The organism is Nostocoides japonicum T1-X7 (assembly GCF_001046855.1).
Classification (GTDB): Bacteria; Actinomycetota; Actinomycetes; order Actinomycetales; family Dermatophilaceae; genus Nostocoides; species Nostocoides japonicum.
Window position 1 is genome coordinate 2,948,603 of the sequence record NZ_HF570958.1, and the last position, 22,946, is coordinate 2,971,548.

Genomic DNA, 22,946 nt, shown 5'->3' on the forward strand with positions numbered 1-22,946 from the left:
CCCCGCCGGCGGCCGTCGCGCAGCCGCGACCCGCGGGACATCCCGCCGTCGAGCGTCACGACGCAGGCCGGTGGCTCGTCGTCGCCGACGCCACGGCGCACGCCGTCCACGTCGTCGACGTGCGGACCGGACGCGTCACCGGCTCCCTGAAGGGCGTGACGTTCGGCACGCATGCGGGAGCGCTCCAGCTCGGGTCCGGACGGATCGGCTTCATGGACGAGGCCGGACCGCGGCTCGACATCGTGCGCATCGACCCGTCCGGGCGGCCGGTCGTCGAGGCGCACTACGCCATCCCCGACCCGTCCGGCGACTGGGAGCGGGCCGGCTGGCTCGCGACCGACCACAGCCGCCGGTACATCGCCGTCGGCTCGGACTTCGACGGGTCGACGACCCAGCGCGTCACCGTCATCGACCGGGTGTCCGCCACGGCCCGGACGGTGTCGGTCCCCGTCTCCTCCGTCACGACGAGCGGTGAGCCGGGGACCGAGGAGATGGAGGTCTTCCTCGTCGGCAGTCCTCTGCGGCTCGTCGTCACAGCGGGCGGACACCTCGACGCCTACCGGCTCTCCGACATCCTCGCGGGCGACCGGCGGCCCACGGCCTTCGCGAGGGCGCCGCTCGCCGCATACCCCCACGGGCCCATCGCGAACGACGCGGGCACGGTCATCGGATCGGACCTCGCGGTCGGGGTGCAGACGGTCCGGGTCACGGCGAGTGGCTTCGGTGCCGCGCGCTTCGCCCTCTACCCGGTCGCCGCGCTGCAGAGCTACCGGCCGCTCATGGCCCCCGACGGAGTGACCTCGGTGGGGACCCAGGCGGGCCGGACGCCGGACGGGACGACGTGGGACCGCGTGCCGGCATACCTCACGACCGCGTCGACGACGACGGGAGCGATCGCCTCCGTGCGGGTCGGCACGGGCAGGTTCACCCGCGCCGTCGCGACCCGCTCCTATGCCGCGGCCGCCCTCACGACGACGGGGGGCGACCGCCTCGTCCTCGTCGAGCGCGACCCGCGAACCGGCGCCTACTCGGGGGAGATCCACGGGGTGTCGCTCGCTCGGCTCACGGCCGACCCGACGCCGGGCCAGGGCACGACCGCGGCGACGAACCGCTTCGTCGCCGCGTCCCCGGACGGGCACGACCTGTTCGTCAGCCGCGGCGGGGAGGGCCTGGTCACGCAGCTGGCGGTCGTCGGAGACACCACGACGCGACGGCGCGACATCACCGTCCCGACGGCGCTCGCGGACGGCGGCTACCTCACGGTCGTCGATCCGGGCGTGCGGCCCTACGACCTCGCCGGCCGTTGATCCCTCCGGCGCAGCCCGAGGCCGTCAGGGGCCGTCCGGACCCGCGACGTACCGGTGCGCCGCCATGACGTTCTGGTCGGCGCCGTGCCGGGCGAGGTAGTCCTCGCTCTGTCCGAGGACGTCCGGAGCGGCGCCATAGCCGCACACGAGCCGCAGGCCCTCCTCCGGGCTGAGCCGTTCGAAGGCCTGCGGCTCGTCGGCCTCAGCACGGATGCGATCGCCGGTCTCCTCGGGAATGACGCCGTGCGACGCGTCGACCGCCATCCGGACGAGGCGGGCGGCCGCCGGGGACGGGCGCACCGAGACACCGCCGCTGTGGCGGCCGGGTGTGAAGGACCAGACGTCACGGACGTCCTCGAGGAACCAGTTCGCCGTCTCCCGCATGAGCTGGCCCGACCCGGGGGTCACGTCCTCGAGGAGGACCCGGGTGACCGCCCTGTCGTGCAGCGCCTCGAGCACCGCCTCTCCGTGCGCCGGCACGACAACCTCCTTGTGCTCGGCCCACACGTCGAGCCACCCGTGGTAGGCGCGCAGCTCGCCGACATGGACGACGAAATAGCTGGGGTACCGGTAGAACTCGTCACGCTGGCGCCGCAGCTCCTCGTAGTAGCGCCCGACCGCCGCGAGCAGCAGCGGCCCGGCAGCCAGTGACCCACCCGGAGTGTGGGTGACGACGGCGACCCGGTCGGCGGTCGTGAGACCGGGCAGCACGTCGTCCACGGTTCCGGGAGAACCGGCGACGGTGACCTCGAACTCCTCGGTCCGCAGTAACCGATTGGTATGCATGTCCCTCCCGAGCTCCCACGGAGAAGGCCGGAGGCTTCCTGGCCTACGTCAGCCGACGATACCGACGGAGAGGCCGAGGGCCTCCCGCAGGGTCGACACGGCGAGGGCGACGGACTCGCGCTGGTCGAGCGAGTAGTCCTCGTTCTCGATGGACAGGGGCCCGTCGTAGCCGGCCGCGGCGAGTGCCTGGGCGAAGCGCGCCCAGAACGCCGCCCCGTCGGGGTGCCCGGCGCCGACGGCGACGTAGTTCCAGGCACGCTCGGTGACCTGCTCATTCGGGATCGTCTCGAGCCGCGACCTCACGGCGACGCGGTCCTCGATGCGGGTGTCCTTCGCGTGGACGTGGTGGATCGCGCCGTCGAGAGCCGCGGCGGCGGCCAGCGGGTCCGCGCCCATCCAGAAGAGGTGGCTCGGATCGAGGTTGGCACCGACGATGTCCCCGACGGCCTCGCGCAGGCGCAGCAGCCCGGGCACGCTGTAGACGAGCTGGTTGGCATGCATCTCGATGGCGATCCGGACGCCCCGCCGGCCCGCCTCGGCGGCGAGGTCCGTCCAGTAGCCGACGGCCACCCGCCACTGGTGGTCGAGGAGCTCGAGGTTCTCCGGGGGCCAGACGGTCGTGATCCAGGCGGGGAAGGAGTCGCCCGGCGCGCCGGGGAGTCCCGACATGGTGACGACGGTGTCGATGCCGAGATCCTCCGCGAGCCGGATCGCGCCGCGCAGCACGTGGTCGTCACGCTGTCCGTGCACCGGGTGCAGGGGGTTGCCCGCGGCGTTGAGCGCCTCGAGTCGGAGCCCGCGGGAGGTGATGTCGCGCAGCAGGATCTCGCGGGCGCGCGGGTCGGTGAGAAGCTCCTCGAGGTCGGCATGCGGGGCGGGGGACCAGCCGCCGTGGCTGCCGCCCAGCCCGATCTCGACGGTCCCGACGCCGAGCTCGGCCGCCGTGTCGAGCGCCTCGGCGCGGGTGAGGGTGGAGAGGCTGTCGGTCAGCAGGCCGATGTCCATGGTCAGGCTCCGGTGGGGGTCAGGCCGAAGAGGCGAAGCGGGCGGAGGGGCGAGTCGGCGGGGACGTCGAGGTCGGTGAGCCCGACGACGCCACGCCGATGGAGAGGTCCGTCGACAGGCAGCGGCAGGTCGACGGCCCGACGGAGTGCCGCGGAGGCGTAGGCCGCGATGGTGGCCTCGAGGATCCGCCGGGCGACGGATCCGTCGGCCGCTGGGGCGTTGCCGGTCGTGATGGCCTGCGCGAGGTCGGCGACGGTGTCGCGCATGGCATTCGCGACGAGCGGGACGAGCTCCTCGCCCGGGGGCACCTCGAGGATGCGACTGCCCGCCTCGGTGGTGACCCTGAGGGACTCGAACGGAGCCCAGGGCATCGTTCCGTCGGCGCGGTAGCGCGCGACGGCCCGACCCCTAGTGCCGTGGACGGCGATGCCGCCCTGGCCGTGGCCCCAGCCGACGTTGACGAGCGCGGTCCCGTGCGCACCGTCCATGCGGCACAGGGCGAGTCCCTCGACGGCGGCCCCGTCGCCGGCGCTCTCGACGCGGGCCGAGACCGCCTCGATGGGCTCGGTGAGGAGATGCTCGGCGAGATAGACGCCATGGAGCATGTCCATGAGGACGCCGCCGCCGGACACCGCGGGATCCTTGCGCCACAGCGGCTGGTAGCCCGCGGCGCCGGGGGAGTCGACGACACCGAGCATGTCGACGGTGACGGTGCGGATCGCCCCGAGCTCGCCGGAGTCGACGAGGGCGCGGAGGGCGCGGACCTCGGGGAAGAAGAGGTAGTTGTGGACCACGCCGAGGACGACGCCGTGGTGCTCGGCGGCGGCGACCATCGCCGCGGCGTCCTCGGGGGTCGCGGCGACCGGCTTCTCGCAGAGGACGTGCTTGCCGGCCGCGGCCGCGGCGACCACCACCTCGCGGTGCAGATGCTGAGGGGTGCACACGTCGACGACATCGATGTCGTCGCGGACGAGGAGCTCGCTCGCCTCGGCGTGGATCTGCGCGTCGGTCAGCCCCGCGGCCACTCGGCCCAGCTCGAGGCGTTCGGGCGTCGGATCGACGAGGCCGACGACCTCGTAGACCTCCGGGAGAGCCTGGTATGCGGGGAGGTGGAACCCGAGGGCGACGTTGCCGCAGCCGATGATGCCGACCCGGAGCGGGCGTCCGGTCGTGCCTGTGGTCATGGGTTGTTTCCTCATCGTCCATCGAGGGCTAGACCGGTCTAGGCTACGTGTCGGCGAACAGGGCGTCAACCATTGCGTCAGGGAGCCGGCTCGGCATGATCGGCCGTCGCCGAGGCGGCTGCTGGACCGGTTCAGGCCCCTCTCCTTCTATGCTCGGGGCACGGCGTGACGCCGAGTGGGAAGGAGGGCGCGTGCCCCGAGACGGTCGGATCGGCAGGGCTCCGACGATGCGCGACGTGGCCCAGGAGGCCGGCGTGTCCAAGGCGCTCGTGTCGATCGTCTTCCGCGGTGCGCCGGGTGCCAGCGAGGAGAGCCGGCGCGAGGTGTTCTCCGCGGCCGAGCGCCTCGGCTACCGGCCGAACCGCACCGCGAGCCTGCTCGCCCTGCGACGCAGTCGGCAGCTCGGCGTGATCGTCGACCTGCACAACGGGTTCCACGCCGAGGTCGTCGACGCCGTCCTGTCGGCCGCCGACGAGGCGCGGTATCAGGTCGTCCTCAGCCCGTGGACGCCGACCCACTCGGAGCAGGCCGCGATCACGACCGCCATGGAGCTGCGGTGCGAGGCGCTGCTTCTCGTCGGGCCGGAGCTGGGTCCCGACGTCCTGCGGCCCCTCGTCGACGACGTCCCGGTCGTCTCCATCGGCCGAGCCCTCCCCCTCGACCACGCGGATGTCGTGCGCTCGTCGGATGCCGCGGGGATGGCGGAGGTCGTGGATCACCTTGTCGGGCTGGGCCATCGACGGATCGCCCACATCGACGGGGGAGTGGGAAGCATGGCCGGCGAGCGGCGTGAGGGCTTCACCGCCCGGATGCGTCATCACGGCCTGCAGGCGGAGGCGACGGTCGTGCCGGGCGGGCGCACCGAGTCCGACGGCTACGACGCCGCACGCCGGCTGCTCGAGCTCCCGTCGCCCCCGACGGCGGTGGCCGCGTTCAACGACCACTGCGCCGTCGGGGCGATAGACGCCTACGGCTCCGTCGGCCTGCGCGTTCCCGGCGACGTGTCCGTCACCGGGTACGACGACTCCCTGCTGGCCCAGCTCCGCGCGGTCGACCTGACGAGCGTCCGTCAGGACGCCGGCGACCTCGGACGGCGGGCCGTGACCGCTGCCGTCGAGCGTCTCGACGACGGCCGCGACGCGCCCGTGGAGACCGTCCTCACCCCCCGCCTCGTCGTTCGCAGCACCTCGGGACCACCCGGAGCACGTGACGCTGGTCGCGCCTGACACCGCGCGGTGGACATCCACATCTCGGTCGGTGACACATGGACCGGTCCAGAGCATCCGGTGTCGCTGCCGGGCTCGGAGACCATTCCTCAACCTCCGTCCCCGCCCGGCCGGACCGGCTCGCGTCCTGGCACCCAATCGGGGCCTGTGCACCACCCCACCCGGTCGGACCCGCTGGCGTTCTGGCACCCAATCGGGGCCTGTGCACCACCCCACCCGGTCGGACCGCTGGCGTCCTGGCACCCAATCGGGGCCCGAGCGCCACCCGCCCCAGCCCCCTTACGACCGGCCGCGGCGTGAGCTCCCGACCTCGCGACCTGGCAACCTCCCCCTGGCGTTCTGGCACCCAATCGGGGCCTGTGCACCACCCCACCCGACCCCTCGCGACCGGCCGCGGCGTGAGCCCTGACCTCGCGACCTGGCGACCTCCCCCTGGCGTTCTGGCACCCAATCGGGGCCTGTGCACCACCCTTCCCGGACCCTCGCGACCGACGGACACCCAAAGCACTCATCCACCGGCGCCGTCCCCCACGTCCCGAGCACAAGGCCGGATCGACCAGGCAGGCATTGGGTGTCCTTCGGTCGGCTCAACCTCCCGGATCCCCTGGATCCGGTGCCAAGTCTGGCGGTCCGGCACCCAATCGGGGCCTCTGCGCCAGTCCACCCTGAGCTGACCCCCGGCCGACCACCCCAACCGGGTGTCGACCCGCTGGCGTTCTGGCACCCGATCGGGGCCTGTGCACCACCGCTGAGTCCCTGCCAGATCACACCAGTGGCGAGACGGCCGGCCCTATGAACAGGACATCGGTGCGCCAGGCCGTCGACAGAGGCCTCGGTCTCGCTCATCGGGCGCAGCCCTCAGGAAGCTGGTGCCGCCATTGCCTGTCGGTGGGACCGCCGAACACCCAATGCGGCCCCGGGCACCAGGGTTTCGCACCACCCACGCACGACCAGGACGAGGCTGGGATTCCATTGGATGTCCGTCGGTCCCCACCCGATCCGACGCGCGTCTTGGTGAAGCGTGGTCCGGCCGGCGGGGCGGGTTGGCCGGTCCACGTCGGGATGGTGCACACGCCCCGATTGGGTGCCAGAACGCCAGCTCGGGTGGTAGGCCCGGCGGGGGCGGGTTGGCCGGTCCACGTCGGGATGGTGCACACGCCCCGATTGGGTGCGAGAACGCCGGCCAGGTGGTCGGGCCGAGCGGCTCGCCGCGTCACGTGTCCTGGCCGCGCTCCAGCTGAAGCGTCGCCAACAGGTCCTCGTGAAGCTGCATCCAGACGACGTGACACGAGTCGACGCCCACCTGGTCGACCCAGTCGTGGTCACCTCGAACGACGCGGTTCAGGGCGTGGTCGTACCGCCGGGAGTAGTCGCCGAACCGAGCCAACGCCTCGACGAGCGTGGCGTTCAACGGACCGAGCCGCCGTCCCACCGAGGCGAGCGACTCCAGGACGCGGTCGTCCCAGCGGACGTCCTGGTGATCGTTGACGGCGAGCGGATCACCGGCGAACGGCCGGACCTGCCAGCGGGTCGCAGCATCCTGGAAGGCCGCGTTGAGCGGGACGAACCGCGCGTGGACGTCGGCGACGACGGCTCGGAGGCCATGGCCGTCGATCTCGGCGGCGAGGCGCCGTTCGTTCTCCGCCCGTCCGCTGGGTGTCAGCGACCAGCCCGAGTGCCTGGCGAACCCGGAGCGACGGACCCAGCCGAACGCCTCGAAGTCCAGGAGATGCTCCTCGACCTCCTCGCGATCCAGCGCGAACCGCGCCGCGACCCGCCCGGTGTCGCCGAAGCCGAGAAGACGCACGGCGTGCAGCGTCAGCGTGACGGGATCGGTCGCGGCGCCGGGCACCCGCCGATCGTGTCACATGGCGACCGCCATCCCGCCCTTCCCATCCGACCCGCCACATCCCGCTCAGCCCATCCGAACCGCCCCATCCCGCTCTGCTCCATCCGATACGCGGTTTGCCGGGGCGACCGGCGGGTAGCACCCCACAGGGGGCGTCGGGCGACAGCCGCCCGGCCGGCCTTGGGCAAGCGAACTCGGAACAGCGAAGGGAGCGGACATGATCACCGGCCTGATCCTCATGGGGATCGTCGTCGCCATCGGCGTCCTCGGCTACGTGTTCCTCGCGTACCGCCGACGCCGCGACGGTCGACGCACGGAACCCGGGATCCGGTAGCCGTCGGGCACGATCGACGCAGGAGCGTATGTGGGTCACCTCGCGTGGTGGAAAGCGAGCGCCTCCGGCGGTCGACCGATCTGACGGACGGCGAGAAGCGACCGCCCCCGGCGGTCGACCGACGGGACGGGGTCGGCCGACGTGACGGACGGCGAGAAGCGACCGCCCCCGGGCGGTCGACCGATCTGACGGACGGCGAGAAGCGACCACCCCCGGGCGGTCGACCGACGGGACGGACGGCGAGAACCGACCACCCCCGGGCGGGCCGGCCGACGGGACAGACGGCGAGAAGGGACCGCCTCGTGCGGTCGGCCGATGTGACAGGCTGCCGTCATGAGTGACACCGCGCAGGAGGCCGACCGCCCGACCGGGGTGACCGGCCCGGAGGACGAGGTCGTGGGGATCTGCCGCGATCTCATCCGGATCGACACCTCCAACTACGGAGCCGACCCCGGACCCGGAGAAGCCGAGGCCGCGGCATACATCATGGACCGCCTGCGGGAGGTCGGCCTCGACCCGACGTGCTACGAGAGCGAGCCGGGTCGGGTGACGGTCGCCGTCCGGATCGCCGGCAGCGACCCGGATCGGCCGGCGCTGTGCCTCCACGGGCACACCGACGTCGTGCCGGCCGACGGGAACGACTGGCAGGTAGACCCCTTCGCCGCCGAGGTGCGCGACGGCTGCGTCTGGGGGCGGGGGGCCGTCGACATGAAGGACATGGTCGCGATGATCCTCGCCAACGCGCGGCACCTCGCCCGGACCGGCGAGCGACCGCCCCGGGACATCGTCTTCGTCTTCTTCGCCGACGAGGAGGCCGGGGGCGACCACGGGTCGCACTTCATGGTCAGCGAGCATCCCGAGGTCTTCGAGGGCGTGACCGAGGCGATCAGCGAGGTCGGGGGCTTCAGCGTCACGGTGCCCGAGGCCGACAGTGGCGAGGAGCGGCGCGTCTATCTCCTCCAGACGGCCGAGAAGGGCATCGCCTGGCTCGTCCTCCGAGCGACCGGCCGCGCGGGCCACGGGTCGGTGCCCAATGGCGAGAATGCCATCGCCCGCCTCGCCGGGGCGATCACCCGGATCTCCGACCACGAGTGGCCGCGCGAGTACGTCGCCTCGGTGCGTGCACTCCTCGACGGGCTCGCCACGGTGACGGGCACGGCATACGAGGACGCCGACGCCGAGGCCCTCCTCGCCCACCTCGGCGGAGCGCAGGGATTCGTCCGAGGAACCCTGCAGGACACGGCCAACGTGACGATGGCGCGGGCGGGGTACAAGCACAACGTCATCCCGCAGACCGCCACGGCGGCGCTCGACTGCCGATTCCTCCCGGGCCACGAGGAGGACCTCATGGCGACGATCCGGGAGCTCGCCGGCGATCACGTCGAGGTCGAGGTCGACCACCGCGACATCTCGCTCGACACCCCCTTCGAGGGACCGCTCGTCGAGGCGATGATCGCGGCGCTGCGCACGGAGGACCCCGAGGCGGTCGTCCTGCCCTACTGCCTGTCCGGCGGCACCGACAACAAGGCCTTGAGCCGGCTCGGCATCACCGGGTACGGCTTCGCGCCGCTCCGGCTGCCCAAGGACCTCGACTTCGCGCCGATGTTCCACGGCATCGACGAGCGGGTCCCCCTCGAGGCGCTGACGTTCGGCGCCCGGGTGCTCCAGCGCCTCATCGCGACCTGCTGAACGACGCTCATGCCGTGCCGCGCGGGACGCGGATGATCCGGCGCCGCAACCAGGCGCGTCGCCGGCCGCCGACGTAGAGCAGGGTCCGGTGCAGCTCCCAGTGGCCGTACTCCGCATGCTCGGCGAGAGTGCGGCGCACGTCGTCGCGGCCCTGGTAGCGGGTGAACTCCAGAACGCGGTACTCGTACTCGACCATCGGGGTCATTCTCACCCGGAAGCGGCTACGGTCGACACATGACCGCCGACCCGCGTGCCGCCCTCACCACGCTCATCTCCGCCTTCGAGCGGCACCTCGAGGCGTGCGCCTCCCGGCGGGGGGAGGACGACCCGGTCGTCCTCGCCGCCGCGGACGACCTCGCGGACGCCTTCGAGGCCTACGACGACGCGCTCCTCACCGCATACGGCGAGATGACCCCCATGGAGGTCTACGAGGGCGACGACGACGAAGGCGAGGACGAGGACGAGGACGACTTCGACGAGGAGGACGAGGAGGAGACCGACGAGGCCCCGGAGGAGCTCGACGACCACGAGGGCGACGACGGCGAGGACGACGTCTACTCCGGCTTCGACGGCGAGGACTACGAGGACGTCGGCCGCGGCAACGCGTGACCTGAGCCCTGAGGTGGGCCGGACGGTCAGAGCCGGACGGAGGAGACCTCGTCGAGGGCCGCGACCACCTCGGCGGGGATCGTGAGCGCGTCAGCCGCGAACAGCTGACGCAGCTGTGTCTCCGTACGAGGCCCGACGACGGCGCTGGACACGGCCGCCCGCGCGAGGAGCCAGGCGAGGGCCACGGTGGCGGGGGTCGTCGAGAGCCCCCGCGCCGCGGTCGCGACCGCCTCGGCGACGGCCGGGCCGTCCTCGCCGAGGCGACTGCGGATGTAGCCGCCGAACTGCTGGGCGGCGCGAGAGTCCGCCGGAGTCGTCGTGCGGTACCGGCCGGCGAGGATGCCACCACCCAGGGGAGCCCAGGCCATGAGCCCGACGCCGAGGGCCGACGCCGCCGGGACGACCTCGTGCTCCGGCTCCCGCTCGAGGAGCGAGTACTCGACCTCGTCGGCGACGAGCGGTATGCCGTCCCGCTCGGCGAGCGAGACGGCCCGGGCCAGCTGCCACCCGGCATGGTTCGACACGCCGACGTACCGGGCCCGCCCGGACCGGTGCGCCCACTCGAGGGCGCTCAGCGTCTCCTCGAAGGGGACGGCCTCCGACCACGTGTGGACGAGCCAGAGGTCGACGTGGTCGCGGCCGAGCCGGCGCAGCGAGGTGTCGAGCTGGTCCATGAGCGACCCACGGGACACGTCGACGACCCGCTCACCGGAGGCGCGGCTGATCCCCGCCTTCGTGCAGACCCGCGCCGTCCCGGCGGGCAGCTCGCCGAGGAGGTGTCCGAGGATCTCCTCGGACGCACCGTCTCCGTATCCGTGCGCGGTGTCGACGAGGGTCCCACCGGCCTCGAGGTAGGACCGCAGGATGCTCCGGGCCTCCGCCTCGTCGGTCCGACCTCCCCACAGCAGGGTTCCGAGAGTGAGGCTCGGCACGGTGAGGCCCGACCGGCCGAGCGGTGTGCTGCGCATGGTGTCGCAGGCTATAGCCTTCGCGCCATGGAACTCGGCCTCAACCTCGGCTACTTCGGACAGGGCATGGACGGCGACATCATCGCCACGGCGAAGGAGGCCGACCGGCTGGGCTACTCGTGCGTGTGGGCCGCGGAGGCCTACGGCTCCGACGCGCCGACCGTCCTCGCCTGGATCGGGGCGCAGACCGAGCGGATCGGTCTCGGGGCGGCCGTCCTCCAGATCCCGGCTCGCAGCCCCGCGATGACGGCGATGACCGCGGCGACGCTCGACTCGCTGTCCGGTGGGCGGTTCCGGCTCGGGCTCGGGGTCTCCGGGCCGCAGGTGAGCGAGGGCTGGCACGGGGTCCGGTTCAGCGCACCGCTCGGGCGCACGCGCGAGTACGTCGCGATCGTCCGCAAGGCGCTGGCCCGCCAGCGCGTGGAGTATGCCGGCCGGCACTTCACCCTGCCGCTGCCCGACGGCCCGGGCAAGGCGCTCAAGCTGACCGTCCATCCGGTGCGCGCCGAGATCCCCGTCTACCTGGCCGCCGTCGGTCCGAAGAACCTCGAGCTCGCCGGCGAGATCGCGGACGGGTGGCTCGCGATCTTCTTCTCGCCCGAGCACTCGACCGACATCGTCGCCTCGGTCGCGGCGGGCCGCGCCAAGGCCGGCAAGGGCACCGCGACCGACCCGCTCGCCGGCTTCGACATCGCCCCGACGGTGCCCATCTGCATCACCGACGACCTCGAGGTCGCCCGGCAGTCCATCGCCCCGTATGCCGCGCTCTACGTCGGCGGCATGGGCTCGCGGGAGCAGAACTTCTACAACCGCCTGGCGATCCGGATGGGCTTCGAGAAGGAGGCCGCCCTCATCCAGGACCTCTATCTCGCGGGTCGTCACCGGGACGCGGCCGCCGCGGTCCCCCTGGAGTTCATCGACGCGACCTCGCTCATCGGCCCGCCCGCGCGCATCGCCGACCGGTTGTCGCGGTATGCCGATGTCGGCGTCGGCACGCTGTCGATCTCGTTCGCGGTCGCGACCCAGGAGGAGCGGATCCGGACGCTGCGGACGATGGCCGAGATCCTCGACGCGAGCGGCCTGGCCTCCTGAAGCTCCCGGCATACCGCCGATCCACCGACCCCGCACCCACCCGCCGCACCGAAAGCGACCGATGGACCTCACCTACGCCCAAGCCGTCATCCTCGGCGTCGTCGAGGGACTCACCGAGTTCCTCCCCGTGTCCTCGACCGGCCACCTGACGATCGCCGAGCAGCTGCTCGGCCTCACGGTCGACGACCCGGGCGTCACGGCCTACACGGCCCTCATCCAGGTGCCCGCCATCGTCGCGACCTTCATCTACTTCTGGAAGAAGATCGTCCGGCTCGTCGTCGCGTGGTTCCGCGGGCTGCGGGACAAGGAGGCCAGGCAGGAGCACGAGTACACGCTCGCCTGGGCCGTCATCGTCGGCTCGATCCCCGTCGGGATCGTCGGCTTCGCCCTCAAGGACGTCATCGCCGGACCGCTCCGGTCGCTGTGGGTCGTCGCCTTCGCCCTCATCCTGTGGAGCGCGGTCATCTGGCTCGCCGAGCGCCGCCACGACGTCCTCGTCGCCCACGGCGAGCAGCGCGGCGAGGGGGAGGTGACGGTCAAGGACGGCGTCGTCCTCGGTCTCGTCCAGTGCGTCTCCCTCATCCCCGGCGTGTCGCGATCGGGCACGACGATCTCCTTCGGCCTCTTCCAAGGGCTCAACCGTGTCGTGGCGACCGAGCTGTCGTTCTTCATGGCGATCCCCGCCCTCACCGCGGCCGGCCTGTTCGAGACGGTCCACAGCCGCCACGACCTCGCCGGGATGGGGGTGGGCCCCATCGTCCTCGGCATGGTCGTGTCGTTCGTCGTCGCGTATGCCTCGATCGCGTGGCTGCTGCGGTTCGTCGCGACGAACTCGCTGCGCCCCTTCGTGTGGTACCGGCTCGCCCTCGGCGCGTTCATCGTCGTCGGCCTCCTCGCGGGCTGGATGACCGCGACCTGACCCGTCGGCCACGCGGGCAGGGCGTCACAGCCAGCCGGAGTGGCGGAACAGGCGGTAGAGCGTCACGCACGCGAGGAGCATGACCCCGAGGACGGCGAAGTACCCGTAGTGCCAGCGCAGCTCGGGCATGTCGTCGAAGTTCATCCCGTAGACCCCGGCGATCATCGTCGGGACGGCGGCGATGGCCACCCAGGCCGAGATCTTGCGCATGTCGTCGTTCTGCCGCACCGAGATCTCGGTCTGCTCGACCGACACCTGCGCGAGGTGGGCACCGAGGATGTCGCTGAGCAGCCGGTCATAGGACTCGATGTGGTCGTTCGTCGTCTTGAGGTTGTCGGCGACGTCACGGAAGAGCAGCCGCAGCTCGCCCTGCGGGAGCGGGCTCTGGGGCGCGTGGACGAGCTGCTCGAGGGCGGGCACGAGCGGTGTCGTCGCGCGGCGGGCCTCGAGGACCTCGCGCTTGAGGCGGTAGATGTCCCGCGACTCGGCGACCGCCTCACCGCCGAAGACCCGCGTCTCGATGTCGTCGAGATCCTTGGCGAGCTCCCTCTCGACGACGCCGTAGTTGTCGACGATCGAGTCGACGACCGCGTGGAGAACCGACAGCTGGCCCAGGCGCAGCAGGTCCGGGTTCGCCTCGAGATGCCGCCGGATGCCGGCGAGCGGGTTGAGCGCGCCGTTGCGCACGGTGACGACGAAGCGGTCGCCGATGAAGAGCATCACCTCGCCCGTCTCGACGTCCGAGGTCGAGTCGATGTAGCGCAGGGTCTTCAGGACGACGAACATCGTGTCGTCGTAGCGCTCCACCTTGGCCCGCTGGTTGCCGGAGAGGACGTCCTCCACGGCGAGCGGATGGAGCCGGAGCTCGGCGTCGACCTGGTCGAACTCCGCCTGGGTCGGGTCGTGGAGCCCGATCCAGAGGAAGTCGGCGTTGTCCTTCGGCTGCTGCCGTAGCGCCTCGAGGTCGTCACTGAGGTCGAAGCACATGTACCGGACACCGTCGCGGTACGTCGCCTGGTCCATGATCACGGGGACAAGGAGACCACACATAGGCTGACGCGTATGCCCATCGTCCTGCTCGTCCGGCACGGCCACTCGACGGCCAACGCCGAGGGCGTCCTCTCCGGCCGGATGCCCGGGGTCTCGCTGACCGAGCGTGGCGTCACCGAGGCGAGGGCGGCCGCGGACGCCCTCGCGGCCACCCCCCTCGCCCGCATCGTCTCCAGCCCGATGGAGCGCTGTCTCGCGACGGCGGAGGCGATCGCCGGGGCGCAGGCGGTCACGGCGTCGCCGACACCGCCGGACCCGTCGGCCTCGCCGGTTCCGGGCAGCTCGCCGGACCGTCCCGTCGGATGGGTCCCGCCGGCGGTCGAGACGGACGACCGGCTCGTCGAGTGCGGCTACGGCGCGTGGACGGGCCGGGCCCTGAAGGACCTCGTCTCCGAGCCGCTGTGGCGGACGGTCCAAAGCCAGCCGTCCGCGGCCCGCTTCCCCGACGCCGAGGCGTATGCCGCCGAGTCGCTCGCCGAGGTGTCGGCGCGCGCCGTCGCCGCCGTTCGCGCCCTCGATGCCGAGGTCGAGGCGCGGCACGGTGCCGATGCGGTGTGGGCCGCGGTGAGCCACGGCGACGTCATCAAGGCGATCCTCGCCGACGCGGCCGGCGTCCACCTCGACCAGTTCCAGCGGTTCGTCGTCGAGCCGGGCTCCGTCGCCGCCGTGCGGTACACGGCATACCGGCCCTTCCTCCTCGGCGTCAACACGGATCCGGCCCGGATGGCCGCCCTCGTCCGCTCGACGGGACACCGGGCCGACGGCGAGGCGACCCCGGGCGGGACGGCGCAGGAGGCACCGCCCGAGGCGCCCGAGGCGCCCGAGGCGCGGACGGTCTCCGAGGCCACGGCGAGTTAGGGTCGGAGCATGCCCTTCACCGAGTACGACCCGCCGGAGCGGTTCGTCGCCGGGACCGTCGGACCGCCCGGCCAGCGGACCTTCTTCCTCCAGGCCCGCACGGGGGGTCGGGTCACGAGCGTGTCCATCGAGAAGGTGCAGGTCAGCGTCCTCGCGGACAAGGTCAACGACCTCCTCGACCAGGTCGGCGCCCCGGACGGTGACGCCCTCGTCGCCGTCGTCGGGCCTCCCGACACCGCCGCGCTCGACACTCCCATCGAGGACGAGTTTCGCGTCAACACCCTGTCGCTCGCGTGGGACGTGGCGCGCGAGCGTGTCGTCATCGAGGCGCACGACCGGGACCCCGACGAGGAGGAGGGGGAGCCGGAGAGCCTGCGGGTCGTCCTCACCGGGCCACAGGCGCGCGCCTTCGCCCGCCGCGCCCAGGAGATCGTCGCCGCGGGCCGGCCGCCGTGCCCGTTCTGCGGTGGGCCGCTCGAGGTGGAGGGGCACATCTGCCCCCGCGCGAACGGCTACCGGCGCTGACCGTCACGGGTGCCTTCGAGACCGCCGACCTCGACGTCGTCGGCCGGATCACCCCGGCCTCCAACCTCGCCTTCCTCGTCAGGGTCGCCGGTGCCGAGGCGTATGCCATCTACAAGCCGGTCTCGGGGGAGCGCCCCCTCTGGGACTTCCCCGACGGGACGCTCGCGGCCCGGGAGCGCGCCGCATACCTCGTGTCGGAGACGGGCGGCTTCGGACTCGTGCCGGAGACGGTGCTGCGCGACGGGCCCCTCGGCCTCGGCTCGGTGCAGCGCTGGGTCGGCGAACCGGAGGAGCCGCTGGAGGAGGTCGTCGACATCGTCCTGCGGGCCCGGCTCCGGCCCGGCTGGGTCGTCGGGTTCGAGGCGGAGGACCTCGTCGGCCGCGAGGTCGTCGTCGCCCACCGGGACGGTCCCCGGATGCGCTCCATGGCGGTCCTCGACGCCGTCCTCAACAACGCCGACCGCAAGGGTGGCCATCTCGCCCTCGACGCGGACGGGCGGCTCTGGGGCTTCGACCACGGGCTCGTCTGCCACGCCGAGCCCAAGCTGCGGACCGTCCTCTGGGGGTTCGCGGGCGACCCGCTCGATCCCGCGGACGTCGAGCGGCTCGGGAGGCTGCGGGCAGCGCTCGAGGGCGATCTCTGCGATGCTCTCGGCCCTCTCCTCACGGCGGAGGAGCGGGTGGCTCTCACGCGCCGGGTCGACCGGATCCTCGCGTCCGGTGTCCACCCCCTCCCGCCCCGGCACCGGTACGGCATACCGTGGCCGCCCGTCTGAGCCCTCCCACGGGCCCGTCCCTCGACCACCGGAGAACGCCTCCGGATCGGATAGGTAGTCTTCTCCGGTGCGATCGTGGCCCCCGCCGTCCCTGCCTGGCCTGCCCGGAAGCGCCGGACCCGTCACCGTCCACGACACCGCGAGCGGTGGTCCCGTCCGGCTGCGTCCCGGGCCGGTCGCAGGGCTCTACGTCTGTGGCATCACCCCGTACGACGCGACCCATCTCGGGCATGCGGCGACGTACGTGACGTTCGACCTGCTCGGCCGGCTGCTGCGCGATGCCGGGCACGAGGTGGCGTACGTCCAGAACGTCACCGACGTCGACGACCCGCTCTTCGAGCGAGCCGAGCGCGACGGCATCGACTGGCGGGACCTCGGTGCCCGCGAGATCGAGCTGTTCCGCGAGGACATGGCAGCGCTGCGGGTCATCCCGCCGGACCACTTCGACGGGGTCGTCGAGAGCATCGAGGTCATCGCCGAGGACGTCGCCGCGCTCCTCGCGAGCGGGGCCGCATACCGTCTCCCCGTCGAGGACGGACCGGGTCATGACGTCTACCTCGACCTCGCGCAGCGGCCGACCTTCGGGGACGTGAGCCACTGGACGCGCGAGGAGATGCTCTCGGTGTATGCCGAGCGCGGGGGAGACCCGGACCGGCCGGGCAAGCGCGACGTCCTCGACCCGCTGCTCTGGCGCGCCGAGCGCCCCGGCGAGCCGTCCTGGGACCTGGCCGGGCTCGGTCCCGGTCGCCCGGGCTGGCACATCGAGTGCACGGCGATCAGCCGCGACCGGTTGGGCATCCCCTTCGACGTCCAGGGCGGCGGGACCGACCTCGTCTTCCCCCACCACGAGATGAGCGCGACCCAGGGGGAGGCTCTCACCGGCGACCCGGTCTTCGCCCGCGCGTACGTCCATCAGGCGATGGTCGGCTACGAGGGTCACAAGATGAGCAAGTCCCGGGGGAACCTCGTCCTCGTCTCCCGGCTGCGCGCCTCCGGGGTCGACCCGATGGCCGTCCGGCTCCTGCTCCTCGCCCAGCGTCACCGCGTCGACTGGGAGTACACCGACGCCCTCCTCGAGGAGGCGGAGCGACGGCTCGACCTGTGGCAGCGGGCGGTCCACGCCCCGGCGGGTGCGCCGGGTCTTCCGGTCGTCGAGGCCGTCCGCGATGCCCTCCGCGACGACCTCGACAGCCCCTCCGCCCTCGCGGCCGTCGATACCTGGGCGTATGCGACGTGCTCGACCGAGGGCGGCGACCCCTCGTCCCCGGCGCTCGTCCGCGACACCGTGGACGCGCTTCTCGGCATCGCACTCCGACCCAATGCCGCGTAGCGCAATCATGCTGCTCGGGTCAGGAGGTGGAGCTGGATTGTGGAGGCCCGTCGGGGAAATCCGCCGTCCTGGTCGTGGAGCGACGGATCAGGGCGCACGGCGTTGAGGAACGATACGGTCTTGGTCCAGCAGGATCAACTGTGAACCAATCGCAGCGGCCACACCCACGGCATGACACGCCACGCGGCAGCCCGCCTCACAGGAGAATGTGGCTACGTGGCGTCATCCAGGCAATGTCGCAGCCGGCACCCATCTTCCTCTTTCCCTCCGTCAGTTCAGGTCGGCAGCATGACGAGCCCGCGCAATTTGCAGCTCACCCAGTGAGCTAGGGGGCTTGCAAGTGGAAATCTCACTGCGTATCGCGTGGTGACTGCACGACCTGACTACTGGGGCGCCCCGTTTCGCGGTGGAGAAGAATGACCTTGTCTGCTTGGACCGCGGAAATCTCCCCCGACGTCGCGGGCTCGATGTCGTCATCATTGCCGCGGGGCCACACGCACGCCTCGTACGTCCACTCCTCCGATCCGACCATATAGCGCACCGGAACGACCGTGGATCCATCGTCCCGCGACTCAGCGGGATCTAGCCGGGCTTCGCTGGAGAGAGATCGTTCGAATGCCTGTACGGCCTCGGTTGCATCCACATTCATCGCTGACTAAGCCCCGACTGCTTTGCATGTCTGGCAAACAGCGTAGAATGTGATAACGCCTACTGGGCGCCCATCGCCAGACCGCGAGTCAACCCGTGAGGACCATACCGCAACGAAGAGATAGCTGCCCGACAGTGAGCAGTTGTGAGTGGTGCCCTTGACGCTACATTTACCCGTCTGAATTACGTGCTCAATCATGTCTGCGGTTTCGTCCCAGTCGCCCCACTTATCGTGACCATCCTCGATGTGGCGCGTCCCGAAACCATCAATCGGGCCCTGGTCGTGCTGGCCATATCGTAGCGGAATGTCCTCCCCATGGGGACCGTATAGCGTCTTGAAAACCGGCAACCACCTAATCGGATTCGTATTAGCGGCTTGCGCCGAGCTGCTGGTAGCGAGAGACAGGCCGAGAGTCGCGACCACGGCGATGACGAAAAGCCTAACCCATCGATAAGTCCCGAGAATCATAGAGTTTCCCCTAGATGCTTCGAGTCCCGACTGTTACGCGTGCTTCACTACCCTAGCCGCTGTCGTATGCGCCCGCCACCTCGGCGCAGGGCCAGTTCAATGTCGTGGCTTCGGCGTGGCGTAGGCGGGACACGCCGGTGGGGTGTAAATGCCGGGGCGGGCACGGCCGATGCGGGGATCGTGGTGGGTGCTTGACGTCCATGTCGATCGTTCGGAGACCCGCCTGGCCCGCAGCAAGCCCGGAACCACTAAGAGATCGCGCGGATAGGTGACGGCGTGGCGTGCCAGGGTGGCGGGCACGGCGGCTGTTACCAGTGTGATTTGTGAGAAAAACGCTGCTACCCAGGACCCGCCGTGCCCGCTGTTCCATCTTGGCTCATTGAGCCCATCTGGGACCAGTTCGCCGCACTGATCCCACCCGTGCTCGACACCCACCCGCTGGGCTGCCACCGCCCCCGCATCGCCGACCGGATCGTCTTCGACAAGCTGGTGCAGGTGCTGGTCCTGGGCGCCGCCTACGCCAAGATCGCCGACACCACCTGCTCGGCCACCACCATCCGCACCCGCCGCGACGAGTGGATCGCCGCCGGAGTCTTCACCACGCTCGAGCAGCTGTGCCTGGAGGCCTATGACAGGGTCGTCGGACTCGACCTGGAACACGTGACCGTCGACGGATGCCTGGTCAAGGCACCCTGCGGCGGCGAGGTCGCCGGCCGATCGCCCGTCGACAGAGGCAAACTCGGCACCAAACGCTCGGTGATGACCGACCGGGCCGGGATCCCCATCGGGTGCGTCACCGCCCCCGCCAACCGGCACGACTCGCCCCTGCTGCGCCCGACCCTGGAACGGCTGGGTCGGTTCGAGACCCGCTTCGGCGTCGGCCTTCCCGACCGGATCACCGTCCACCTGGACGCCGGCTACGACTCGAGCAAGACCCGCGAGCTGCTAGCCGAGCTGGACTGCCACGGCGTGATCAGCGTCAAGGGCTTTCCCGCTGCAGGCCGGGGCCCGCTGGGTCGTGGAACGCACCAACTCCTGGCACACCCGGGGCTTCAAGAAGCTGCAGGTCTGCACCGAGACACGACAACGCGTCGTGGACGCCTACATCGCCCTAGCCAATGCCATCATCATCACCCGACGCCTGATCCGCATGGCCTGGACCACCCACCGCTGGGACACCAGACCCAAACGACGACCCTGACCTATCCGCGCGATCTCCAACTAACCCGACGCACACTCGTCCGAGCCGGGAGCGGAGCACGCTGTCGGCGGCCGGTGGCAGGGTGGAACCCATGAGCGGACTCACGACACAGGAGATCATCGACGCGGGACTGGCCGACTGGCGCAAGCTGCCGCCGGCACTGCACGCCCGGTTCCGCATCCCGTCCTTCCCGGCCGGTGCCGCCTTCGTCGCCGCGGTCGCCGAGGCCGCCGAGGCGGCGAACCACCACCCGGACCTCACCCTCGCCTACGGCCGGGTCGACGTCGCCGTGTGCACCCACTCCGCCGGCCATGTCGTGACCCAGCAGGACGTCGACCTCGCCCGGCAGATCAGCGATCTCGCGCGACAGCACGGCCTCGAGCCGCGGCCCACCGACGTCGCCGTGCTGGAGCTCGGCCTCGACACGGCCGACAACGCGCGGATCGCGCCGTTCTGGGCGGCGCTGCTGACCGGCGACGCCGGCAACATCGCCGGCGGTGAGGTGTTCGACGCAGGGGGGCGGGTGCCCACCGTCTGGTTCCAGGACACCGACGAGCACGACACGCCACGGCAGCGGTGGCACCCGGACCTGTGGCTGGCCCCCGAGGTGGCCGAGGAGCGGATCGCGGCGGCGATCGCGGCCGGTGGGACGCTCGTCGACGACTCCTACGCCCCGTCGTTCTGGGTCCTCGCCGATCCCGACGGCAACAAGGCCTGCATCTGCACGTTCCTCGACCGGGACGAGGGTTGATGGGGAGCTATCCGAGGATCCTGCAGACGGCGCTCGACACGACCGACGTCCGCGGGCTCGCCGAGTTCTACCGGGTGCTTCTCGGGCTCCGCTACCGGCCGGGCGACGATCGGCCGGAGGGTGGGGCCGCCGACGACGCGGACTGGCTCGTCCTCGTCGACGACGACGGCCTGCGACGACTGGCCTTCCAGCAGGTCGACGAGCTGGCGCCGTCCACCTGGCCGCGACCGGAGGTCCCGCAGCAGCTGCACCTCGACCTGACCGTCGAGGATGTCGAGGCGCTGGAGGAACATCGTGACCGGGCGCTGGCGCTCGGTGCGCGGATCCTCCTCGACCGGTCAGCCGACGAGGAGGAGCCGCTCTACGTGTTCGCGGACCCGTCGGGTCATCCGTTCTGCATCTTCGTCGGCTGAGGAGGCGTCGGTCGTCGTCGAGTGGGACGGCGGCGGATCGGCCTGCTGGTCGATGTCGGCTTCACGCCACGACGTCGCATACGTCAATGTCCGCCGTTCATCCCCCGTCCGCCGTTCACCCTCACCCCGCGCCGGGTGGGGGCTCCTCGCCCCGGCGCCGCAGGTAGCGCTCGAACTCGCGCGCGATGGCGTCGCCGCTCGCCTCGGGCAGATCGGCGGTGTCCTGGGCCTCCTCGAGGGACTCGACGTACTCGGCGACCTCCTCGTCGGTCGAGGCGAGCTCGTCGACGCCGTGCTCCCAGGCCCGTGCGTCCTCGGCCAGGTCGAGATGGTCGATCGGGGCGTCGAGGATGTCCTCCAGCCGGGACACGAGGGCCAGGGTCGCCTTGGGGGACGGCGTATGCGGTGCATAGTGCGGCACCGCCACCCAGCAGGAGATCGACTCCAGCCCGGTCTGGGTCGCCGCGTCCGCGATGACGCCGACGATGCCCGTCGCGCCCTCGTACTTGCTCGCCTCGAGATCGAACCGGTGCCGGGTGTCCTCGTCGTCGGAGGTCGCCGTCACCGGCATGGGCCGGGTGTGGGCGACGTCGGCCATCAGGGCTCCGAGAGTGACGACCGTGGAGACTCCGGCCTCCTGGGCGAACTCCATGAGCTCGATGGTGAAGGCGCGCCACCGGAACGACGGCTCGATGCCCTGGACGAGGACGACGTCGCGCCCGAGGGTCGTGTGCGTCGCGACGAGGATGCGCGTCGTGCGCCAGCTGATCCGGCGGGCGCCACCCTCGGACACGACGCGCGGCCGGTTGACCTGGAAGTCGTAGTAGTCCTCCGGGTCGAGGGCGGCGACCGGCTCGGCGGCCCAGACCTGTGCCAGGTGGTCGACGACCGCCGTCGCCGCCTCGCCGGCGTCGTTCCAGCCCTCGAACGCCGCGATGAGCACGGGATTGTCCAGCTCCGGCAGATCCTCGAGCTCGATCAAGTGGCGCCTCCTACGGTCACGAGGATCAGCCTATGCATAGCCTGCCGCCGCCGGGTGGATCCCCTGCGTAGACTCGCGCACCGTGACCGCTCTTCCCGCTGCCGTCCTCTGGGACATGGACGGCACCCTCGTCGACACCGAGCCCTACTGGCTGGCCGCGGAGCGCGACATCGTCGAGTCGGCGGGCGGTTCCTGGTCCGACGACTACGCCCTCCAGCTCGTCGGCAACGACCTCATGGTGTCCGCCCACTTCATCCGGGACCACTCGCCGGTCACCCTCTCACCCGAGGAGCTCATCAAGGAGCTGCTCGAGCAGGTCATCGAGCGCGTCACCGCCCACGTGCCCTGGCGCCCCGGAGCACGCGAGCTGCTCACGTCCCTCGGTGAGGCCGGAGTGCCCAGCGCCCTCGTCACGATGTCGTGGCGCAGCCTGGCCGACGCCGTCGTCGCTGCGTTGCCCCCGAAGACCTTCGCGCACGTCATCACCGGCGACGAGGTCGCCCACGGCAAGCCCCATCCCGAGCCGTATGCCGTCGCCGCGCGTCTGCTCGGCACGGTCCCCTCGGCGTGTGTCGCCATCGAGGACTCCCCGACGGGGGTCCGGTCGGCCGTCGCGGCGGGGGTCCCGACGATCGCCGTGCCGCACCTCATACCCATTCCCGTGACGAAGGGCGCGGTCCAGGTGCCCACCCTCGCCGGGCTGAGCGCGGCCGACCTGTTGCCCGCTCTCGGCCTGGCCTGACTCTCCGCGGACACCGCCTGGCCCCCTCGCCCGCGAAAGCGATCACCGGCCGCGAGAGCTGGTTGTCGGAGACGTGGGCGGTTGCCCGACCTTCCGCGGGCCTGGCTGTCCCCATCGGCCAGGGAAGTGGCGCGTCGCCCGGCTGGACGGTGGGGAGTCCCGTCGCCGGCTTGCTCGACGCCTGCGTGGCGTGGCTGGCTCCGACCGACGGCCCGCGAGCCGGCAGCGAGTCG

At 71.5% G+C, this 22,946-nt stretch carries 22 protein-coding genes; 14 read left to right on the top strand and 8 right to left on the bottom strand.

The window, feature by feature from the left end:
- A partial coding sequence (locus BN12_RS13215; RefSeq protein WP_162233085.1) for a hypothetical protein occupies window positions 1-1,307 on the top strand: 1,307 nt, incomplete at its 5' end.
- Between the two features lie 24 nt (window positions 1,308-1,331).
- Here BN12_RS13215 and BN12_RS13220 read toward each other — a convergent pair.
- Genes BN12_RS13220 through BN12_RS13230 form a run of 3 tightly spaced genes read right to left on the bottom strand, consistent with a single transcriptional unit; the run spans window position 1,332 to window position 4,282 of the window.
- Window positions 1,332-2,093: a hypothetical protein gene (locus tag BN12_RS13220; RefSeq protein WP_157635484.1), complete on the bottom strand. Its 762-nt coding sequence runs from the start codon at window positions 2,091-2,093 to the stop codon at window positions 1,332-1,334.
- Between the two features lie 48 nt (window positions 2,094-2,141).
- Entirely contained in the window at window positions 2,142-3,098 is a 957-nt protein-coding gene (locus BN12_RS13225) for a sugar phosphate isomerase/epimerase family protein (RefSeq protein ID WP_048553128.1), read from the bottom strand.
- A 2-nt stretch (window positions 3,099-3,100) separates the two neighbouring features.
- On the bottom strand, window positions 3,101-4,282 hold the full coding sequence (locus BN12_RS13230; protein WP_048553130.1) for a Gfo/Idh/MocA family protein: 1,182 nt from the start codon (window positions 4,280-4,282) through the stop codon (window positions 3,101-3,103).
- Between the two features lie 191 nt (window positions 4,283-4,473).
- Between BN12_RS13230 and BN12_RS13235 the strand changes: the two genes are divergently transcribed.
- On the top strand, window positions 4,474-5,508 hold the full coding sequence (locus BN12_RS13235) for a LacI family DNA-binding transcriptional regulator (protein ID WP_235432400.1): 1,035 nt from the start codon (window positions 4,474-4,476) through the stop codon (window positions 5,506-5,508).
- A gap of 1,213 nt (window positions 5,509-6,721) precedes the next feature.
- Here the strand turns inward: BN12_RS13235 and BN12_RS13240 are convergent.
- Window positions 6,722-7,360 carry a transcriptional regulator gene (locus BN12_RS13240; RefSeq protein WP_200901214.1) on the bottom strand — a complete coding sequence of 213 codons (639 nt, stop codon included), beginning with the start codon at window positions 7,358-7,360 and terminating at the stop codon, window positions 6,722-6,724.
- 664 nt (window positions 7,361-8,024) lie between these two features.
- Here BN12_RS13240 and BN12_RS13245 point away from each other — a divergent pair.
- Window positions 8,025-9,380, top strand: a complete 1,356-nt coding sequence (locus BN12_RS13245; protein ID WP_048553132.1) for a M20/M25/M40 family metallo-hydrolase — start codon at window positions 8,025-8,027, stop codon at window positions 9,378-9,380.
- 7 nt (window positions 9,381-9,387) lie between these two features.
- Here BN12_RS13245 and BN12_RS13250 read toward each other — a convergent pair whose 3' ends face one another.
- Entirely contained in the window at window positions 9,388-9,576 is a 189-nt protein-coding gene (locus tag BN12_RS13250) for a DUF5703 family protein (protein WP_048556386.1), read from the bottom strand.
- Window positions 9,577-9,614: 38 nt separating this feature from the next.
- Between BN12_RS13250 and BN12_RS13255 the strand changes: the two genes are divergently transcribed.
- Entirely contained in the window at window positions 9,615-9,989 is a 375-nt protein-coding gene (locus BN12_RS13255; protein ID WP_048553133.1) for a hypothetical protein, read from the top strand.
- 26 nt (window positions 9,990-10,015) lie between these two features.
- Here BN12_RS13255 and BN12_RS13260 read toward each other — a convergent pair whose 3' ends face one another.
- The gene (locus BN12_RS13260; protein WP_048553135.1) at window positions 10,016-10,957 is read right to left on the bottom strand and encodes an aldo/keto reductase; all 942 of its coding nucleotides are present in this window, start codon (window positions 10,955-10,957) and stop codon (window positions 10,016-10,018) included.
- A 27-nt stretch (window positions 10,958-10,984) separates the two neighbouring features.
- Here BN12_RS13260 and BN12_RS13265 point away from each other — a divergent pair, with 27 nt between their 5' ends.
- Both BN12_RS13265 and BN12_RS13270 read left to right on the top strand, forming a co-directional pair.
- Window positions 10,985-12,049, top strand: coding sequence for an LLM class F420-dependent oxidoreductase (locus tag BN12_RS13265; RefSeq protein ID WP_048553137.1), 1,065 nt, complete (start codon window positions 10,985-10,987; stop codon window positions 12,047-12,049).
- A 61-nt stretch (window positions 12,050-12,110) separates the two neighbouring features.
- The gene (locus BN12_RS13270) at window positions 12,111-12,968 is read left to right on the top strand and encodes an undecaprenyl-diphosphate phosphatase (protein ID WP_048553138.1); all 858 of its coding nucleotides are present in this window, start codon (window positions 12,111-12,113) and stop codon (window positions 12,966-12,968) included.
- 24 nt (window positions 12,969-12,992) lie between these two features.
- Here BN12_RS13270 and corA read toward each other — a convergent pair whose 3' ends face one another.
- Complete coding sequence (gene corA, locus BN12_RS13275) at window positions 12,993-13,991, bottom strand: magnesium/cobalt transporter CorA (protein ID WP_327152699.1); 999 nt, start codon at window positions 13,989-13,991, stop codon at window positions 12,993-12,995.
- Window positions 13,992-14,030: 39 nt separating this feature from the next.
- On the opposite strand from corA, the gene BN12_RS13280 reads away from it, so the two are divergent.
- The 7 genes from BN12_RS13280 to BN12_RS13315 all read left to right on the top strand — a co-directional run bounded on the left by BN12_RS13280 (window position 14,031) and on the right by BN12_RS13315 (window position 20,989).
- Window positions 14,031-14,876 (top strand): histidine phosphatase family protein, encoded by an 846-nt coding sequence (locus tag BN12_RS13280; protein ID WP_053080033.1) that lies wholly within the window; start codon window positions 14,031-14,033, stop codon window positions 14,874-14,876.
- A 9-nt stretch (window positions 14,877-14,885) separates the two neighbouring features.
- Window positions 14,886-15,401: a DUF3090 domain-containing protein gene (locus BN12_RS13285; RefSeq protein ID WP_048553146.1), complete on the top strand. Its 516-nt coding sequence runs from the start codon at window positions 14,886-14,888 to the stop codon at window positions 15,399-15,401.
- Window positions 15,329-16,177 (top strand): SCO1664 family protein, encoded by an 849-nt coding sequence (locus BN12_RS13290; RefSeq protein ID WP_235432401.1) that lies wholly within the window; start codon window positions 15,329-15,331, stop codon window positions 16,175-16,177. The genes BN12_RS13285 and BN12_RS13290 overlap by 73 nt, the downstream gene beginning before the upstream one ends.
- 67 nt (window positions 16,178-16,244) lie before the next feature.
- Complete coding sequence (gene mshC / locus BN12_RS13295; protein ID WP_048553148.1) at window positions 16,245-17,507, top strand: cysteine--1-D-myo-inosityl 2-amino-2-deoxy-alpha-D-glucopyranoside ligase; 1,263 nt, start codon at window positions 16,245-16,247, stop codon at window positions 17,505-17,507.
- 1,537 nt (window positions 17,508-19,044) lie between these two features.
- Window positions 19,045-19,920, top strand: a complete 876-nt coding sequence (locus tag BN12_RS13305; protein ID WP_235432402.1) for an IS5 family transposase — start codon at window positions 19,045-19,047, stop codon at window positions 19,918-19,920.
- Entirely contained in the window at window positions 19,917-20,576 is a 660-nt protein-coding gene (locus tag BN12_RS13310) for a 4a-hydroxytetrahydrobiopterin dehydratase (RefSeq protein ID WP_048553152.1), read from the top strand. Before BN12_RS13305 ends, BN12_RS13310 begins: the two co-directional genes overlap by 4 nt.
- Complete coding sequence (locus tag BN12_RS13315) at window positions 20,576-20,989, top strand: VOC family protein (protein WP_048553154.1); 414 nt, start codon at window positions 20,576-20,578, stop codon at window positions 20,987-20,989. The genes BN12_RS13310 and BN12_RS13315 overlap by 1 nt, the downstream gene beginning before the upstream one ends.
- A gap of 121 nt (window positions 20,990-21,110) precedes the next feature.
- Here BN12_RS13315 and BN12_RS13320 read toward each other — a convergent pair whose 3' ends face one another.
- Window positions 21,111-21,971, bottom strand: a complete 861-nt coding sequence (locus BN12_RS13320) for a PAC2 family protein (RefSeq protein ID WP_048553157.1) — start codon at window positions 21,969-21,971, stop codon at window positions 21,111-21,113.
- Between the two features lie 82 nt (window positions 21,972-22,053).
- Here BN12_RS13320 and BN12_RS13325 point away from each other — a divergent pair, with 82 nt between their 5' ends.
- Window positions 22,054-22,713, top strand: a complete 660-nt coding sequence (locus tag BN12_RS13325) for an HAD family hydrolase (RefSeq protein WP_268807009.1) — start codon at window positions 22,054-22,056, stop codon at window positions 22,711-22,713.
- Window positions 22,714-22,946: the final 233 nt, after the last annotated feature.

Excerpts from the sequence above, each read along its gene's own strand:
- BN12_RS13220 (WP_157635484.1), bottom strand. The coding sequence starts at position 2,093 with ATGCATACCAATCGGTTACTGCGGACCGAGGAGTTCGAGGTCACCGTC.
- BN12_RS13225 (WP_048553128.1), bottom strand. The coding sequence starts at position 3,098 with ATGGACATCGGCCTGCTGACCGACAGCCTCTCCACCCTCACCCGCGCC.
- BN12_RS13230 (WP_048553130.1), bottom strand. The coding sequence starts at position 4,282 with ATGACCACAGGCACGACCGGACGCCCGCTCCGGGTCGGCATCATCGGC.
- BN12_RS13245 (WP_048553132.1), top strand. The coding sequence starts at position 8,025 with ATGAGTGACACCGCGCAGGAGGCCGACCGCCCGACCGGGGTGACCGGC.
- BN12_RS13250 (WP_048556386.1), bottom strand. The coding sequence starts at position 9,576 with ATGGTCGAGTACGAGTACCGCGTTCTGGAGTTCACCCGCTACCAGGGC.
- BN12_RS13255 (WP_048553133.1), top strand. The coding sequence starts at position 9,615 with ATGACCGCCGACCCGCGTGCCGCCCTCACCACGCTCATCTCCGCCTTC.
- BN12_RS13260 (WP_048553135.1), bottom strand. The coding sequence starts at position 10,957 with ATGCGCAGCACACCGCTCGGCCGGTCGGGCCTCACCGTGCCGAGCCTC.
- BN12_RS13265 (WP_048553137.1), top strand. The coding sequence starts at position 10,985 with ATGGAACTCGGCCTCAACCTCGGCTACTTCGGACAGGGCATGGACGGC.
- BN12_RS13270 (WP_048553138.1), top strand. The coding sequence starts at position 12,111 with ATGGACCTCACCTACGCCCAAGCCGTCATCCTCGGCGTCGTCGAGGGA.
- corA (WP_327152699.1), bottom strand. The coding sequence starts at position 13,991 with ATGGACCAGGCGACGTACCGCGACGGTGTCCGGTACATGTGCTTCGAC.
- BN12_RS13280 (WP_053080033.1), top strand. The coding sequence starts at position 14,031 with ATGCCCATCGTCCTGCTCGTCCGGCACGGCCACTCGACGGCCAACGCC.
- BN12_RS13285 (WP_048553146.1), top strand. The coding sequence starts at position 14,886 with ATGCCCTTCACCGAGTACGACCCGCCGGAGCGGTTCGTCGCCGGGACC.
- BN12_RS13310 (WP_048553152.1), top strand. The coding sequence starts at position 19,917 with ATGAGCGGACTCACGACACAGGAGATCATCGACGCGGGACTGGCCGAC.
- BN12_RS13315 (WP_048553154.1), top strand. The coding sequence starts at position 20,576 with ATGGGGAGCTATCCGAGGATCCTGCAGACGGCGCTCGACACGACCGAC.